General features: G+C 47.1%; 12 protein-coding genes and 2 pseudogenes. 3 read left to right on the forward strand and 11 right to left on the reverse strand.

Annotated features, from left to right (window positions below):
• Positions 1–148: 148 nt before the first annotated feature.
• From IEW26_RS03995 to IEW26_RS04010, 4 genes are all read right to left on the reverse strand, one after another.
• Positions 149–1,354, reverse strand: coding sequence for an acyl-CoA dehydrogenase family protein (locus IEW26_RS03995; protein ID WP_188591309.1), 1,206 nt, complete (start codon positions 1,352–1,354; stop codon positions 149–151).
• 123 nt (positions 1,355–1,477) lie between these two features.
• Positions 1,478–2,554 (reverse strand): dimethylsulfone monooxygenase SfnG, encoded by a 1,077-nt coding sequence (gene sfnG / locus IEW26_RS04000; RefSeq protein WP_188591310.1) that lies wholly within the window; start codon positions 2,552–2,554, stop codon positions 1,478–1,480.
• A gap of 173 nt (positions 2,555–2,727) precedes the next feature.
• Positions 2,728–3,885, reverse strand: coding sequence for an FMNH2-dependent alkanesulfonate monooxygenase (gene ssuD / locus IEW26_RS04005; RefSeq protein WP_188591311.1), 1,158 nt, complete (start codon positions 3,883–3,885; stop codon positions 2,728–2,730).
• A gap of 50 nt (positions 3,886–3,935) precedes the next feature.
• Positions 3,936–5,369: a 4-hydroxyphenylacetate 3-hydroxylase family protein gene (locus IEW26_RS04010; protein ID WP_188591312.1), complete on the reverse strand. Its 1,434-nt coding sequence runs from the start codon at positions 5,367–5,369 to the stop codon at positions 3,936–3,938.
• A 285-nt stretch (positions 5,370–5,654) separates the two neighbouring features.
• On the opposite strand from IEW26_RS04010, the gene IEW26_RS04015 reads away from it, so the two are divergent.
• From IEW26_RS04015 to IEW26_RS04025, 3 genes and pseudogenes are all read left to right on the forward strand, one after another.
• Positions 5,655–6,260 carry a TetR/AcrR family transcriptional regulator gene (locus tag IEW26_RS04015; protein WP_188591313.1) on the forward strand — a complete coding sequence of 202 codons (606 nt, stop codon included), beginning with the start codon at positions 5,655–5,657 and terminating at the stop codon, positions 6,258–6,260.
• Between the two features lie 95 nt (positions 6,261–6,355).
• Positions 6,356–6,592 (forward strand): annotated as a pseudogene (locus IEW26_RS30225) (IS3 family transposase); the annotation flags it as partial.
• Positions 6,593–6,796: 204 nt separating this feature from the next.
• Entirely contained in the window at positions 6,797–7,444 is a 648-nt protein-coding gene (locus IEW26_RS04025; protein WP_229729635.1) for a bZIP transcription factor, read from the forward strand.
• A 258-nt stretch (positions 7,445–7,702) separates the two neighbouring features.
• Here IEW26_RS04025 and IEW26_RS04030 read toward each other — a convergent pair whose 3' ends face one another.
• From IEW26_RS04030 to IEW26_RS04055, 7 genes and pseudogenes are all read right to left on the reverse strand, one after another.
• A complete protein-coding gene (locus IEW26_RS04030; protein ID WP_188591315.1) occupies positions 7,703–8,071 on the reverse strand; it encodes a hypothetical protein in 369 nt (122 codons plus the stop codon).
• Between the two features lie 402 nt (positions 8,072–8,473).
• Positions 8,474–8,845 (reverse strand): annotated as a pseudogene (locus IEW26_RS04035) (sigma-70 family RNA polymerase sigma factor); the annotation flags it as partial.
• 13 nt (positions 8,846–8,858) lie between these two features.
• Positions 8,859–10,355, reverse strand: a complete 1,497-nt coding sequence (locus IEW26_RS04040; protein ID WP_188591316.1) for a recombinase family protein — start codon at positions 10,353–10,355, stop codon at positions 8,859–8,861.
• A 180-nt stretch (positions 10,356–10,535) separates the two neighbouring features.
• A complete protein-coding gene (locus tag IEW26_RS04045) occupies positions 10,536–10,910 on the reverse strand; it encodes a phage holin (RefSeq protein ID WP_188591317.1) in 375 nt (124 codons plus the stop codon).
• 13 nt (positions 10,911–10,923) lie between these two features.
• Positions 10,924–11,778 (reverse strand): N-acetylmuramoyl-L-alanine amidase, encoded by an 855-nt coding sequence (locus IEW26_RS04050; RefSeq protein WP_229729636.1) that lies wholly within the window; start codon positions 11,776–11,778, stop codon positions 10,924–10,926.
• Positions 11,779–11,992: 214 nt separating this feature from the next.
• Positions 11,993–12,265, reverse strand: coding sequence for a hypothetical protein (locus tag IEW26_RS30230; RefSeq protein ID WP_229729637.1), 273 nt, complete (start codon positions 12,263–12,265; stop codon positions 11,993–11,995).
• 116 nt (positions 12,266–12,381) lie between these two features.
• Positions 12,382–17,124 (reverse strand): LPD38 domain-containing protein, encoded by a 4,743-nt coding sequence (locus tag IEW26_RS04055; RefSeq protein WP_188591319.1) that lies wholly within the window; start codon positions 17,122–17,124, stop codon positions 12,382–12,384.
• Between the last annotated feature and the right edge of the window lie 2 nt (positions 17,125–17,126).

Raw genomic sequence — 17,126 nt, forward strand, 5'->3', positions numbered from 1 at the left:
TATTTGACTATTTTTATAATGAAGCGGATTTCGATTCGTGTATGACTACAATTATTATCGAGGTCAGTGGAATGTAAACAAGCTGCCGCCTGTTTGAGACAGACAGCAGCTTGAAGTTGCCTAACCTTTTTTCAGTTTGTTGCGGGGATCAATCCCCTCCCTCGTACCACAGCTCCAGCGGCAGACCGACCAGCGACTTGCCAATCCACTCTCTGGCAATGTTGTTGGAGGGACCCATGGCGATGCCTGCACGCGCGTCACGGAAGAGGCGTTCAAACACGCCTTTTTTATAACCATAACCTCCGGTAACATCCAGCGCTGCTTTGGTCGCTTTGTTAGCAACTTCCGCAGCATGAATTTTGAACTCAACCAGCTGCAGGAACAGCTCGACTTGCGGTCTTCCCTGTGCCTGAAGTTCGTCCAGCTGCTTCGCAAGAGATAACTGCCACGGCTTCAGGCTGGAGACCAGCACTTTCACTTCAGCCAACTGCTGGCGGATAATCTGGTAGTCAGCCAAGCGCTTGTTAAAGTCGCGATGAACCATGCCCTTCACATATTCGGATGCAGCCTCAAGTGCTGCCTCGGCAACTCCAAGCCAGGTGGAGCCCAGACCGATCAGATATACGGGAGATACACCACTTTCCAGAATTTCGCGCCCCTGTCCCTCCGTACCTAGTTTATCCTGAGCTGCAATCCGGACGCCTTTGTATGTGATCGGGCCACTATGGTTCCCCCGAACCCCGAGTGCATCCCATACCCCCGAAGTAATGCCTTCCAGTTGTCCATCGACAAGGAAAAAGCTCACATCTGTCGGCGTCTGTGCTCCTGGCGTGCGGGTCTGGGTCACATAAAAATCAGCTTGTCCCGAGCTTGTCGTGAACGACTTTTCGGCATTCAAAATGTAATCCTCTCCGTCTCGGGAAGCCTCACTGAAATTAAACCACCAGTGACCTCCCGAAGCGCGCTCGCTAGTAGAGTACGTACCAATGGCCCCATTGCGTACCGGCTTTAGCCAGCGCTCCTTCTGATCCTCATTTCCGTAGAGGGCTATTGTCTGAACAGCTCCGACATGCATGACATACACCAGTGAAGTCGAAGGGCATCCCTTGGCAATTTCTTCTGCCGCAATCGCAAAGGCAACATGATCCAGTCCGCGTCCATCAAAGCGCTCGGGAATCAGCACGCCATTCCACCCGGTCTCGGCAAGCACGGCCAGATTCTCACGCGGGAAGCGTCCCTCACGGTCAATCAGCTCTGCACGTGGTTTAATGACTTCGTCGACAATGCCCCGAATTTCAGCTCTCAATTGCTCATAGTCATGCAGGGTGTGGATCGTGTTTGATTGAATACTCATTGCGTCATCTCTCCTCTAATTAAAATAGAAATTCATCCCTCAATAACACGGATACAGAAGTGCCAATCCAACCCAATTCAATTCAATTCAATTCATTCCATCTATTAAAAATTGATGGTTTGCTCAGGTAGTCGTAACCCGGTTCAGCGCAGCCTCCTTCTCTTTAACCAGCGGGATGACCTTCTCGCCGAAAGCCTGAATATCCTCATCGTAATGAAGAAAGCCGATCAGAACGAGGTCTACTCCAATCTTTTTCAACGCAATGATGCGGTCTGCCACCTGTTCGGGGGTACCAATCAAGCCTGTTTTGAACCCGTCATTATATTGCACCAGGTCGTCGAAATTCGAATTTGCCCACATTCCCTCCTGTTCAGGGGATGCTTTGCCTGCGAATTGAACCTGACTGCGAAAGCCCTCCACGGCCTCGGGGTCAGCATATCGAATAATCTGACGCAGTACCTCCACGGCTTCTTCTTCCGTATCCCGCACGATAGCAAATGCATTGACTCCGAATCGCAGCTTACGGTTATAGGACGCAGCCCGCTTGGTCACATCCTCGATCTGGGTACGGAAACCATCGATGGTATTCCCGTTCATTAAATACCAATCCGAGACTCGTGCAGCCATGTCGCGTGCAGCCGCCGAATTTCCTCCCTGAAACACGGGGGGAAGTGCAACAGGTTTGGGTTTGTGCGGCGCTTCATGAATACGGTAAAAGTCACCCTGGTGATTGGCTTGGTCTTGCGTCCACAGCTCCTTCAGCACACGGATGAACTCTTCGGAGCGACGATAACGCTCGTTATGGTCCAGCCACGGTTCTCCGAATCCATGAAACTCACCCTTGAACCAGCCGCTGACAATATTTACGGCAACCCGCCCTTGGCTGATATGATCAATCGTCGTGATCGCTTTTGCTACCGGACCGGGATGCCATAATCCTGGCAATATGGCCGCTATCAGCTTCAAACGTTCTGTAACCACCGCGAGCGCAGAGGCCAGAGCAATGGCTTCCAGTTGATTTTCAGCCCCATAGCTGGCCATAAATCTGGTTTGCAATAACGCATAATCAAAGCCCGCTTCTTCTGCGATTCTGGCATACCTTGCGTTATCCTCAAATGACCAGCCTGTTTTTTGCGGGATGCTGGAGATAACCAGACCGCCGCTTACATTCGGAACCCAATACGCAAATTGCATGGACATGTTGAATCACCTCTTCAATGGAATGATTTATAGTCAAGGGCCAAGGCCCTCTCTACCAGAGCGGAATGCAGCAAAAAAGACACCTTCAACCTATACATGTGAGGTGCCTTTAGTTCGTCTAATCGGCTAGAATATGATGTTTTCAATGGAGATATCGTAAAAAGCAGACGGCATCATTTGGAAGCCGCAGGCGCTTTTACCACATGATCAGGAAGGGTATTATTGGCAATCATCTCGCCAAAAGGACTGATAAATGACCGTTCGCCGTTGTTCCCGTATTGTGCATAATTCAGCTTCGGAAACAACAGCTCGGCAGTACGGTAGGCTTCTTCCAGATGCGGGTACCCCGACAAAATAAAGGTTTCAATGCCCAATGCCTCGTACTCTCTCATTCGCTCTGCAACCTGGTCGGGATCGCCTACAAGCGCTGTACCGGCACCGCCTCTGACCAGCCCAATGCCTGCCCACAGATTCGGGCTGATTTCCAGATTGGAACGATCCCCGTTATGCAGACTGGCCATCCGCTGTTGACCGACGGAATCCATGCGGGCATAGATTTTCTGGGCTGAAGCGATGGTCTCTTCATCCAGATGAGCGATCAGGTCATTCGCGGCCTGCCAGGCTTCTTCTGAGGTTGGACGGACGATTACATGAAGTCGGATGCCGAAGCGCAGATTCCTTCCCTTTTTGGCAGCGAGCTCTCTCATTCGGTTGATCTTGGCCTCTACCTGGTCAGGCGGCTCACCCCAAGTCAGGTATACATCCACATGCTCGGCCGCCACCTCCATGGCAGCATCAGAGGAGCCTCCAAAATAAAGCGGAGGATAAGGCTTCTGAATGGTCGGATACAGAACCGCTCCGCCGTGGACCTTTAAATATTTGCCGTCAAAATCGACTTCTTCGCCAGCCAGTTCCTTGCGCCATATGGTTAGAAATTCATCTGTCAATGCGTAGCGCTCATCATGATCCAGGAATACCCCGTCTCCCTCAAGCTCGATCGGGTCACCTCCGGCTACGACATTGATCAGCAGTCTTCCTTTGGAAAAGCGGTCCAATGTGCTCGCCATTCGTGCCGCCGTGGTAGGCAGCATCAGCCCCGGACGTGCAGCGACCAGAAATTTCAGCTTGTCCGTTACCGACACCAGCGAGGAAGCAACGATCCAGGCATCTTCACATGATTTTCCCGTAGGCAGCAACACCCCTGCAAACCCAAGCTCATCGGCGGCTTGTGCTACCTGCTTGCAATAGTGATAGGTCACTGCCCTGGCGCCTTCCCGGGTGCCCAGAAATCTTCCGTCCCCGTGTGTCGGGATAAACCAAAACAATTCCATTTTTTTCTCTCCTCCTGCTCATATGATGGCTATTCTGCCCTAGCTCTGCTCTAGCTTTTCTCTTGAATCAGCTTCCAGACAGGAGCTGTTAACGACAGTTTGTCATGTCGAACGTAATGGGATGCAATGCCACGGATCGGATCACCTGCATAAAATTTTTCATATAAAAGATGTCTTGCGCCGAGCGGACTGCCGATGAGATCCCAGGCCAGCTTGAACAGCTCCACTTTTTTCTCGGCACTTACCGCAGCACCTTCAAAATACAGATGCATAAGTTCGGATATCGGACCGTAGAAGTCCTCAATTCCGGAAGGGGTCTGAACAAAGCCGCCTGCGCCAACTTGTTGAAGTATCTCGACAGCCCGTGGATAATATTTGGTTCCCAAATTTCGCGCTGTCTCCACATACGTTAGATCAGGAACGAGCACGCCTGCCGCATCAGGCACGGCTTTGGCCTCCGCTGCAATAATCAGTGCCTTGATCACGTCAATCTGTGTCAGCAGCTCCCCCAGTTTCTCTTGAATATGCAGAAATCCGGTTACTCCAATCGACTCAGCTACCGCAAACGCCACCCCTGTGACAAATTCCAGCTTGGCTACAAAGCGCACGACATTTTGGTGAAAAGCCAGTCCATTGGCCGTACGGTTCCCGCGAAGTTTCAGCACCTTGTCCGAATCTCCGTAGAGAAGCACCCTTTCCCAAGGAATCAGAACATCATCGAAAAAAAGGACGGCATCCATCTCATCGTATCGTGCACTGAGTGGATGGTTGCGTTCTCTGGCATCAGCAAACGACTCCCTGCACACAATATGCAGTCCTGGTGAATTCGCGGGTACGATCAAGACATGGGCATGTTTCTGATGTCTGTTCTGGAATTGCAGGAACGAAAAGATGAGAAAATCATGTGTATACGGAGCACCTGTCGCAATCATTTTGGCTCCCCTGACCACAATGCCTTCCGACGTTTCCTTCACCACATGGAGAAATCGCTCTGCAATCCGCTCATCATCCAGCCCGCTGGAACGATCAATCTGGGGATCAATGATCGCTGTCGTCAGAAAGAGGTCGCGGTCTCTGGCCTCGTGGTAATAGGTACTGATTTTGTCCACAAATCGCGGGTCCAGCTCGGATAATTCGTGCCGGGCAGCATACCACCCGGTGACCAGGGAACGGGCATAGTCAGATAACCGGCTCATCATGCCACTGGTACTGGAAGACCAGACCGCAAAGGACTGACTGCGCTTGTTCAGCTCGGCTGCTGTGTACGGAACGAGAAATGAGCTGTGTGCATATCGCTCCTGTCCATCAGGAGCATAGCCCACTTGCTCCCGATGCACAGGATCATCCAGCATGTTAAACAGCTGCCTGATGGTAGACAGTGTGCCTTTAAAAGCCTCATGCTCGGAAATATTCCTGACCTGCTGCCCTTCGAGCCAGACACGTCGCCCATCCTCCAGACTGGATATGAAAGTGTCTCCCCTCAAAATGTCACCCCTTAATCAAATTTTATTTTTCCGATTGATTTGCTATGTTTTATTGTTTATCATAGCTAATATCCATTGGAGCGCAACAATCAATCATTCCCGATTTGACGGTTACCAAACACAAATCCTTGATCTGTTGGGCAACGTCAAAATAAACTACAATTCAGCTTCATTTGAAGGTGGCTGTATTGCAAGCACATTCCCATGGATGCACTCAATACGGATCTTAACGGTGTTGTTTAACCAACAATCCATCCCAATTTGTTGTATTCGAGGTGATTACAAGTGAATGAATCCCGAAGCATGGACCGAAGAATTCACAGAACTCGTGTCATGATCTCCGAAGCCTTTTTGACCATTATGGCAAAGCAAAATTACTCGGACATCAGTGTGGTAGACATCGCAGAACAAGCCAACATCAACCGCTCAACGTTCTATGCCCACTTTATAGACAAGGAGGATTTGCTCGATACTATCGTAAATGAGAAATTTCAGTTGTTGGACGATGTGCTCAAGGAACGTTGTGCTGCCATCGATGAGGTTCCCTCATTTGCCGAGCCTGACCCGATTTTTGCGGTCTTGTTTGAACACATCTTTGAGCATGATGAGTTCTACCGGGTCATGCTGCTGATCAATCCTGTTGGCAATTTTAGTACAAGGTTGAATGAGATGATTAAAGCCCATTTTTTTCAACGGATAACTCGACTCGGAATGAATCAAAAGGTTCAGGTACCGCTGGACATTTTACTGGATTATCTCAGCTTCTCCACCAGCGGAATCATTCATCGATGGCTTGAAAACAACAAAGTATACTCTCCCCATCATATGGCTTTGCAGCTTACCCGTCTTGCCCGACTAGGTGTGTACACGGCCATGGGCGCGCAGGCTTAGGAGACACGTTGCCCCATTCCTGATCCTGCCTGACTGTAAACAAAAAATGGACTTCTTTTGGACATAAGAAGAACCCCTATCATGAGTAAACGTTACTTGAAGAGAAGAAGCTTACAGGATGCCATTCCCGGCGTAGAAACTGCTATGACAATGCTTGTATTGAGTCGTTCTTCTCCTTAAAGACGGAGAAGCTGTATTTGGAGAAACCTCAAAATCTGGAGCAAGCAAGAATCCAAATTACAGGGTACATTTTGTTTTACAACATGGAACATTTCCAAAACAAACTGGGCGACCTCTCCCCGATTGAGTTTAGGGAAAAAGTCGCCGCTTAAATAAAATCTCTTTTTTTATTGTCTACTTAAAAGGGGCTATGACCACCAACGCTAATGCCAGTGAAGCACTTTTTACCTATGCTATCGAATTTAGTCTTATAGTAATCCAATCCTATAATTTTATAAATTATTTCAAAAATATATAGAAACATTTACCTAGGTCTGATAGACTATATCCATAATACGTACATTGGAGGAAGCAAATTGAACAGAACAATGAAAATGGCAGTTCTAGTAACTTCAGCATTAATGATCATCGGCGGTTGTGGAATGGAGAAGACAGCGACTAAGGACAACAGCACCGCACAATCCAAGGTGGAAGAAGCTTCACCGATAGTTGAAACGGCTAAAGCTGAAGAAACCACTGCTGAAACATCTGAAGAGGTTGTTGAACAAGAACCAGAAAACAATGTGTCTGAAATTAAAAAAGGGGATACCGTTACAGTTGATGGATATGCAGATGTTTCAGTAATCAAACATAAATTTTCTCAGAAAATTGAACCTTCAAAGCCAGGTAGCTTCTATACATACTACGAATCAAAGGAAGAAGATTCCACCTATTTCGCTATCATCATAAAAGCAAAAAATCTAAATACTTCTGGTGTCGATGCCGATGAAATTGCAAATGTCTCTTTATTATTTGATAATCAATATGATTATCCGACTTTCAGTGTTGTTGAAGAAAACGGAGGCAAAGACTTTACATACAGTAACATCACAAGTGTCAATCCTCTAAAAACTACCACACTATATTATTTAGTGGAGATACCAAACGAGGTTGCCAAAAGCGACAAACCGTTAAAAGCCACAATTAATGTAAAGGACCAGGTTTTTGAATACACAGTAAGATAAATGAAGGCTCTACTAGCATACAAGCTGGTAGAGCCTTTTGTGTTTTCGATTGCTTGAGATTTACGATTAAGAAAATCACGGAAAAACAGGAGATAGTTGCGGTGATGTTTTGTCAGTCAGCGTGTAAATTATACCCTTAAATATTCCAATTATTATTTTTGACTAATGTTATTAAGCAAACGATATTTCCTCATATGAAGGCAAAAGAAAAAGCACCCTGAAGGATGCTTTCTCAAAAATTATGGTTTTGGATTAAAATTAGTCAGTAATCTCGATGTATACTTCAGCAATATCCGCTACTCCATTTTGCACGACACCTACATATCCAATAGGTTCACCTGGAAGAGTTAGTGGAGCTCTCAATGCTGTCACCAATCCTGTACTTGAAACACTGAAATAATTAACTCCAGACCCTCCTTGGTAGGGGACATATATATAATTACGGCCATAAGGTAATTGATACGTCTCTCCTACTCTAAGTTTAATTTGATAAGTAAGCAACTTAGCAGAAATAGACGTTTTCGTCACCGACTGAATTGGAGCTTCAGCAGCAGAAGCGATTCCAGCGCTCAAAGAAAATAACAATAATGCGGATGATGCTAATAAAACTTTTTTATATTTCAACATTACTCAAAACATCTCCTTACTATGTAATATATTACCTAATTACTATAACACAAATGCAACATCAGAAGTTAATTAATTGGTCAAATTCCACAATGTTACAGTTTGTATCTTTAAGCAACAAGGAAAGTCACGTCACCCTCATCTCTTCTTTAAGTATTTTGCAAAAGAAAAGCACCACTATGGATGTCTAGTCTCTTTATTTCAAAAGTGTTCAATGAATGAACTGGAACTAACCCGTCATTTCCTGCTGATTACTTGCTATTTCGCATTTGGACCATATCGATCATATCGTTGAAGATAACGGAATGATCATCCTGAGAACTGGAAAAGGCGAAAAAAGGACCGCCCTCCTTCATAACGAAAGGCCGCCCTTCTAATCTTATGCATCTCTACAGTTGACATCTATTTCTGCTTATAGAACTCATGGTACAGCTTCATTAACGCCCGTTTCTCAATTCGAGACACATAACTGCGTGAAATACCCAGCTCCTTGGCAATCTCGCGTTGGGTGCGCTCCTCTCCGCCAGCCTCCAGGCCAAAGCGACCGATCACGACTTCCTTCTCCCGATCATCGAGTATATCCAGATTGCGATAAATTTTGCTTTTCTCAATTTTTAGCTGAACACGATCTACCACATCATCGGCTTCGGTGCCGAGGATATCAATTAACGTAATTTCATTCCCCTCTTTATCGGTACCAATGGGGTCATGCAGAGATACGTCTTTGCGTGTTTTCTTCAGGGAACGCAGATGCATCAGGATTTCTATTCTAATAACAATAGTGGCGCTAGAACGGAATGATTTTCACCTCGTCTTCGTACACCAGAATCTCCTTTGCTACCATCCTGATTAATGTCTGTTTATCATCGAACGTCAATTCATCCGGGTTGCGGTCCAGGTAATACTCCAGAGTTTCGGACATGATGTTCCGGCTGCTCTCAAAACGCTGTTCGTCCTCCTGTTTACTTTGCAACTCCATCAGACGCTTGGACAGGGCCTCTTCCCGTTCGGACAGCTCCCTAAGCTCCTCCCTGATCTCTTCTTCCCCAATACCCAGATCGGACGAGAATAGTTTAATGACTCTTTTGCGTGCTGCCTTTGTTTTCTCAATGTCCTGTTCAACGCGCTCGATTTCATTGTCCATATAAGCAACCTGTGTTTCTTCTACCGCTGCAGCAATTTCGTCCGGGTTGTTCAGCCAGTTCAGGATCGTGTCCCAAACCAAATCATCTATTTTAGCGCAGGCAATCTTCCGGCCGCATCCCTTTTCTTTGGCGCCGACAGAATTCTTTTTGTCAGTGTATTCATAGACATATTTACCCCAGTTTTTCGCTTTACGTCCGGTCATGGTGTTGCCGCATTTCGTACAACGTAACAGGCCAGACAACAGGTACTGGTTCAAGGATTCCTTGGTGTGGCGGCGCCGAGATTCACCAATGAGTTTCTGAGCATGCTCAAACTTTTCATGAGATATGATTTGCGGCACGTCTACGTAAATCCATTCTTCTTTGGGGCGCAGCGTCATCGGTACTTTGTCTTCAGGGGCACGGTATTTATTGCCAAGCATCCCTTCTGTATCCCACTTATTCTGTGGCATGCGTCCAGTGTAGGCTTCTTTCATTAGGATTTGCCTTACAACGTTCCTGTGCCAAACCTCAGCTCCGCGTTTCGTAGGTATGAGGTTGTCCGTGAGGTATCGTGCAATCCCGTTCATGCCTTTGGCGATCTGATTCGGCTTTGTGAACAATTCGAATATCAGCTGGACGACACGTGCTTCTTCCTCATTGATCACGTACTCGCTTTTTTCTTTATCGTAGTCATAACCATAGGTAAATGAGTTTTTTACCACCTTTCCTTTACGGGCTTTTTCGCGTCGTCCACTACTCATACGCTCATTGATTTTTGCTTTCTCAAATTCGGATATAGCACCACGCATACTATAGAACAGTTGTCCCTCAGGGGTCTTTGCATATTCGCTACTGACAAATACAAGCTCCGCGCCGTTTTTTTCTAACTCATCTGTAACGATAAGCTGCAGCATGAGTTTACGCGCGAGCCGGTCTGGGTCCAGACATATAACTTTGGTGATTAACCCTTCTTTTACATCTTTTCGCAGCTGAGTCAGGCCAGGACGTTCCAGAAACTCTCCTGAATAGCCATCATCAATATACTTCTTGATATCACTCGTCCCTGCTTTCTTGATCCCTTCCCGAATCTGGTAGTCGATGGAGTACCCCGTCCGCGCTTGTTCCTCTGTTGATACCCTCGCCAGTATTCCGATCATGCTGTATCCTCCCGTATTTTTGATAGAGATAATGATAACAGTCCAATCGGAGTCTGTCATTAGATTCTGACGGTTCAAACGTAACATGCATCTGCGTATCACCTCAGCCCATCATATGAGCCAAGAGATTGTCCCTATAACGCAAAAAAAGACCCTGCCGCGATAGCAGGGCCTCTCCTTTTAGCTGGCAACCTTGCCACCAGCCTTTTTCGCGTTGTGATCTACAACGGCTTTTTCAATGGATGCTCGTATTTCATCACCGGATACATCAATTCCTACCGACTTCAAACGATCACTTGCGTATTCATATGCTTTGTTTAGCTTAACGTCACCCTCATATTCCTTGTATAACGCCTCTGCCCATGCAAATGCTTCCTTACCAATCTTGTGCAAAAACTCGCGATCTTTCTCGTTGGTATGTGCGTTGTAATAGGCTTCTGCTTTCTTCTGTGCCTTCTTGATGGCTCCCGTAATAACTGTAGTTGCCCATGCAATCAGGGCCAATACAATCGTTGCCAGATACGGCTGCGCTTGCTCCAAAATATCTTTCATCATATTAATCTCTCCTTTATTGAGGGTAAATTTCGACTCGTGTTGGTTCTGCCTTATCCCAGAAGATACGTGCGCCCAGCTGCTTCGTCAGGTCCCGAGCTGTCACATAACCCACGCCGTTAATATTCTGCGTCTCAACCGGTTCGCCATTGATGGTTACCTTGGACTTGGTGTACCCGATCCGACCGCCCAGCAGCTCACCGATTGGTCTGGATGGCACCCATGTAATGCCTTTGATGTTGTACCCGGTGTACGTTGATCCAGCAGCGGTATGCACGGTTACGGTCATTTCAGGGTATGGAGCAGGCGCAGCTGGCTTCTCTGTTTCAAACGGTACGCCAAGGTATTCGCAGATCCCCTTCGCTACCGCCAGTGCGACACGATCCTGAAAGTCGTTGTCGAATAGCTTCTGTTCCTCGGCCGGATTCGAGATAAAGCCAACCTCCAGCAGCACCGCATCCATTTTCGTATCACGGATAACTTGGAAACTTCCGTACCTTGCACCTCGGTCTTTAAATCCAGTTGCTGCTTGCATGTGGCGCTGTATTACTCCAGCTAAAGGCGCACTTGTTGAGCGACTAAAGTATGTTTCCGTCCCATTTGCTGTGGAAGATGTCGAAGAGTTTGCATGGATGGAGATAAACAGGTCAGCCGGCTGATCATTAGCGATTTTCACGCGCTGACGTAGCTCCAAGAACACGTCCGTGCTGCGGGTCAGGCTCACCTGCAGGTTGGGGTTTGCTTGCAGCAGTGCATCCAGCTTGATCGCCATCGTCAGGTTGAAATCTTTCTCCCGTTTGCCTGTAGGCCCGATTGCTCCCGGGTCCTGTGCGCCGTGTCCGGCGTCAATGACGATTCGTTTCTTGGCCATCTTTAAGTACCTCCGTATGGTGTATTTGTTTGCAAGCTGGGCATAGGTAGTGATCGCCCAGGATGATAAGTAATATCTGTTTAAGCTGCTGACTGATTCCGGCCGTTTTTCGTTCAAAATAATCACACATGGCTCCAGACCAAGTCCCTTCATAATGATTTCTTGATTTTTCATGATGATCATCTGGTTATGAACGAATGGCTTAACCTCTGAGTCATCTTGGAACATCCACGGTATGAATCTCTTCAGACGCGCTTTCATACGGCGTTGCTTGAGAATCAAAAAAACGACCGTTCCCGCTGTCGATAGCGTGAGGCCGTTTTTCACTATTGATTGTGCAATTTCTATTGCGAAGTCGTATAGCATCGTCCACTCTCCGATAGAGCAGTTTATCTCTTATTTCTGGGCCGCAAAATAAAGAAACGAGATGCAGGGTGTCGTCAGATACTGCCGACTCCTGATACTCGTCCTCATCCATTTCAATCATATCGTCACCTCAATGACAAAAGGACCCGGGATGCTTTCCCAGAGTCCTTTTTAGGGTGTATGCGGTGCTACCGCTATACTCTATCATTTTACCACATATAACACGGAAATACAGTGCTAATTCAAAGGAATTCCTGCGTCTTCCATTGCCTGATTTACTGTCATATAAATATCGTTGATTTTAAACTGGATATCACGTAACTGATCCGTCTTCTGTTTCGCTGTCAGTTCTTTATTCGCTTGAATCTCTCTCTTTTGTTGACTCAGCAAAGAAAGACGCTTATTGTATGATCCCGCTCGTGTGGTTGTGATCATTTTAGCTAGATCAGATCTGTACCAAGACGGAAGATCAGCCTTGCCATCCTTCGCGTCCTTCTCAGTCTGAGCAAGCTTCTCTTTGTACTTGTAATAGTCCGTTGACAATGTGTTTGAATACTGCGGATCGACAATAAAGTTCTTTAGTAACGTTCCTTTTACGTCGCCCTGTCCAACTTCTGAGGTCAGAGGTAACAACAACCTAGCCGGGTCACCACCATATGAACGAATCAGGTAATCTATTTTTTTCGGTGACATATTGGTGTACTTCGCAATCTCAATTGCCACTTTAGATGTACGTTCATCGTACCGGTTAACTGGCGAATTACCTTCGAGTGCCCGTGATTCAATCGGACGCCCAGCGTAGTCAATGTTTGCGGCAGTTGCTACGAATGGCGCGGCTACAGTTGAATTAAGGCCACCGACAATCATCTGTTCCAATCCTTCTCCCCTTGCAAGTGGTGCTAGCGGGCCTGAAAGTTGTGGTGGTAGGAATGCGTTCACTAGTGCTTCTGCAGAACCTTTAAATGCTTGCGGATCATCCAGATAAACAGATTCCAAAATATCAGCAAACAGGCCGCCCATTGCTCCATATTCCATCGGGATAGGAACCTTGTTGAACTTACCATCTTCTGTTTTACCTAAGATCAGGTTACGGTATTTTTCCCGAGCAGGGATGTTCTGGTAATCTGGATCATCATAGTGCGACATCAATTCGAGTGCTTTTGGTAGCAGAATGGTGCCTCCGACCAAAGCCATTGTCTTCACAGGGTTTTGTTTCCACTGTACAACAAAACGGCGCAACCCCTGCATCGCTGCATTGGAATATGGGACAAACTTTTCTACCTGCGTGGCAAGGTTACCGCGTCTGCTAAAGTTGGTCGTGATCTCGCGAGATTCGTTCAAGGCCGCTGTGACATTGTCGGGACTACGATCAAACCCACGGCGGCGAAGTTCGCCTTGATATGCAGCCATCCGGTTCAAGTTCTCGCCCATATCTCCGAATTTAGATAAAGCTTTAAACGGTGTTGCAACAGCCTTGCCAGCGGTCTTTGCAACATTTTTCGGAGACAGTAGTGGATCGCGATTAAGTTTAGAAACACCCCTTTTTAAACCGCGATCACCGCGCAAGATTGCCGAATATCCCCCACCAACACGTCGGTATTCTTGTGCCAGAGCTCTAATTTTTTCAACACCAGGAGTTCCTTTTGGTAGAGTGTCTGCAATCGAACTAATCAACGCATGCCCCAAGTCAACCATGTGCATAGCAGGATTCTTGGACTGGATTAACGCCTGGGGTGTATCCATAATGAAACCCTTAATTGCAAACATTGGTGCAAATGGGCCTGTAGCAGAATACTTTGTCGCTGTACTAAGTTTTCCGATGGCATCCAGAACTATGTTTGATGTTTCAGTACCCATACCAGACAAAGCCTTAACTGCTTCTGGATCATGGATTCGCAAGTACACTGGTTCACCTTTATACATGGCTCTGATTACGTTATCTTGATCAAGGCGTGTGCGATTGAACAGTTTATTAAAGTCGTCATTTAACATGTCCATAAAGTCCAGTTGGTCGCCTTCGGACAGCACTTGCTTAAGATTAGGTTGTCCTTTTGGCGCCTGAACAATCTCGGCCACACCTTTAAATGCAGCTGGATCACGCCGGACAGCATCCACCAATGACTGCATGACACGGTTTCGAAGAGAAGCATTAACCCACGCGCCAGTTGATTCGATGATTGTGCGGCGTGGATCTACGATGTTTCGCACGGAACCGGTTGGACTCACCTGCTTAATCGGCGCTTTCTGACCACTGAACGCATTGCCTTGCTTCATGGTGAATGGTTGTGAAAACTTCTCTGACAGTTTGAATTGTCGTTGCATTGGCGCATAGTTTGGATTACTCTCGCGCATTGAATTGAACGACTTCGAAGAAATCAATCCTTCGTCTACACCATATACCTTAAGCAAGTTTTCATTGAACCGATCCCAGTCTGCCGCAATACTCTCAAACTCTGGATTACGAATTTCTGTTTGCTCCATTTGGCGTTTGATTTTTTGCGGTGTCATCTTCAGATTCTCGGCGTACACGCGCTCACCGCGACGCATGCGTGTGTATGCGTGTCGTTGGATAAGGTAGTCAACGAACCGTTTAGATTGTCCGCGCGGAACCTTGTTGAATATCTCTTGCAAACTCTCACCTATGATACGTCCCTGTGGGTCTACAAACTTATCATTGATAATCGTGTTGGCAATGTTGTTTGCCCTATTCGCATCAATAGACTGTTCATACGCTTTCTTGCTGATATTCTTTAATGGAGACAAGTAATCTACTGCGTTTTGATAAGCAGCCCGAGCCGCCGCCTTACCTTCTGCAATTGTACCTTCCGTGTCCCGTCTAATTCGATTCCCAACAATTTGATCCTCTGTGCTGATTGGATTTACACCTTGTCTGCGATTACTCCCAAAGGGCGAGATCCCTACGCCCTGATTACCGAAAAGATTGGTAAACCAGTTCTGTTTGGCTGCATTGGATGCGGATTGATAATCCTCTTGGTAATTCAACGGTGCATCCGGTTCTGGTGCAGGTATCGTTTCAGGCGTACGTTGAGCGGCCGATGGTGATTCAAATTCACGTCCAGGTCGTCTTCTTAAAAAGTCATCAGAAGCAGATTGCACATACTTTTGAACAATTGCTTTTAATGATTTTTGATAATCTGCGCCCCCTATCCCTTTACTGCGAATAGCATCCACATCAAGAGCAAGTCGCTTAAAGGAGTTAATGTCTTTCAGGCCCCCTTCCGACCGTACTGCTTTAGCGACCTGCAATAGTGCAGAGGGAGATCCATTTTCTAAAACGTCTCCCTTTTGCACCTTCTGCCAGAGAGATTCATAAATGCTATCAATGAACCCTTTTCCAGACAGCGCATTTTTTATATCTTTGATATCGTTTGATGTTTCAGTGCTCTTTGAGGACGTGGACTGTTCAGTCTGATACTTACGAACAGCTTCTGTACGTGGATTAGCAGCCTGACGCCCTTCTGGATTAATAACTTCAGTCTCTCCTTTACGAGTAGGACGATCAAACGTCAATCGTTCTTGCGTGACTTTTGCATTTTCTGCAACAGTAGGGCGTGCCATTCGATCTTCCAGACTCTTGACTGGCAGGGGCACGCCGTATACATCGCGTTGCGCTTGGTTAGACCGTGCACGTTGCATCAGATCAGGCGTGATCTCACGCTTGGTAGTGGCGTATGCTCGATCAATCAACTCTGATAGCCCTGGATCAGTACGATCCGCCATCGATGCCCATAACCCCTCAAGTTCCTCTGCCTCTCTACCTGGGGTAAATGGTGTCTCGTTGGCTACACGCATCAGGTTTTCAAATTTCTGGCGGTATATATTTGGCGTTCGTGCGATACGTCCCATTGTAGGCCCACTCATTTGCCCAGCAGGAAGACCCAAAGGTTCAGGTGTCCAATCTGTGGAGTTGATAATCGGATCGCGTCCAGCGGTTGTCTGACCGCGTCTGGTTGCGGCGTTTAATCGTTCGTCACCACGACCAAGTGGTAATGCCAGTATTTCTTCTGCCTGACGTACACCATTGTTACCCTTAAGTTTGGTCAGTGCATTACGTAGACCAGCACCGATCCCTGCAATGAGCAAGTCACCACCAGCACCCAATCCAGCACCTAATGCGGCGTTTCTCACGATATCGCTATTGCTGTTCTGGCCTTGGATCAATCCCATTGCCGTATTACTCAGTGCGCCCGTACCTGCGCCGCGCAAAGCTGTTTCTGCCACTCTCGTTGCTGTTGTAGGACTCAGACGTGGCAATACTTTGTTAATGCCTCCACCAACCATATTCGCCACAGCATTACCTCCACGTGTTGCCAGCAGTCCGTTCGCCGCTCTCCATGGGGCTGTAATCAAGTTACCTCCACCAGATGGGTTAAACCCTGCGCCAATCACGCCGCCTGCGATACCCGTGATATCGGCTACCCGGTCAGCTGTAGCATTCCCTGTTGATCCTGGAGCCATGGATGGTGTGCCCAGCAGCATGCCGCCGCCTGTTCCCACTGCACGAGTGATAAACCCACCCACAGGATTTCCGTAGGTGAGGTCATTCATAAAGTTGGAGAACGGAGCAATGACGTTGGCAACAAATTTATTTTTCGAAGCACTATCAGCAATCTTTTGCTTGTTGATCTCATACTGACTCGGCTGCGGGGGAATAGGCGTTGGGTTGATGCCTGTCGCTTGCTGGTACGTTTGGATATCGCTCGGGCTACCTGCAAGGGATCTGCCCAGCGTTGAGTTCATGTAAATGTCTGAACCGGGTTGAGTTAACGCAGGCGGCAAGGCTGATTTCAGCTCGTTCATTGATTTCTGATTGGCGAAATAGTTCTGTACCGCCTGTGTCCGAGGGTTAATCGGCGCACTTGGTTGTTGTGAATTGAGCGTACCGTTCAGTGCGGAATCTCTGATCTGTAACGCCTTTTTTCGTTGTTCTTCTGAGAATTGTTCAAGCCTTGTCGCCATAC

Source organism: Paenibacillus silvae (genome assembly GCF_014639235.1).
GTDB lineage: Bacteria > Bacillota > Bacilli > Paenibacillales > Paenibacillaceae > Paenibacillus > Paenibacillus silvae.

Excerpts from the sequence above, each read along its gene's own strand:
- IEW26_RS03995 (WP_188591309.1), bottom strand. The coding sequence starts at position 1,354 with ATGAGTATTCAATCAAACACGATCCACACCCTGCATGACTATGAGCAA.
- sfnG (WP_188591310.1), bottom strand. The coding sequence starts at position 2,554 with ATGTCCATGCAATTTGCGTATTGGGTTCCGAATGTAAGCGGCGGTCTG.
- ssuD (WP_188591311.1), bottom strand. The coding sequence starts at position 3,885 with ATGGAATTGTTTTGGTTTATCCCGACACACGGGGACGGAAGATTTCTG.
- IEW26_RS04030 (WP_188591315.1), bottom strand. The coding sequence starts at position 8,071 with ATGTTGAAATATAAAAAAGTTTTATTAGCATCATCCGCATTATTGTTA.
- IEW26_RS04040 (WP_188591316.1), bottom strand. The coding sequence starts at position 10,355 with ATGATCGGAATACTGGCGAGGGTATCAACAGAGGAACAAGCGCGGACG.
- IEW26_RS04045 (WP_188591317.1), bottom strand. The coding sequence starts at position 10,910 with ATGATGAAAGATATTTTGGAGCAAGCGCAGCCGTATCTGGCAACGATT.
- IEW26_RS04050 (WP_229729636.1), bottom strand. The coding sequence starts at position 11,778 with ATGGCCAAGAAACGAATCGTCATTGACGCCGGACACGGCGCACAGGAC.
- IEW26_RS30230 (WP_229729637.1), bottom strand. The coding sequence starts at position 12,265 with ATGATTGAAATGGATGAGGACGAGTATCAGGAGTCGGCAGTATCTGAC.
- IEW26_RS04055 (WP_188591319.1), bottom strand. The coding sequence starts at position 17,124 with ATGGCGACAAGGCTTGAACAATTCTCAGAAGAACAACGAAAAAAGGCG.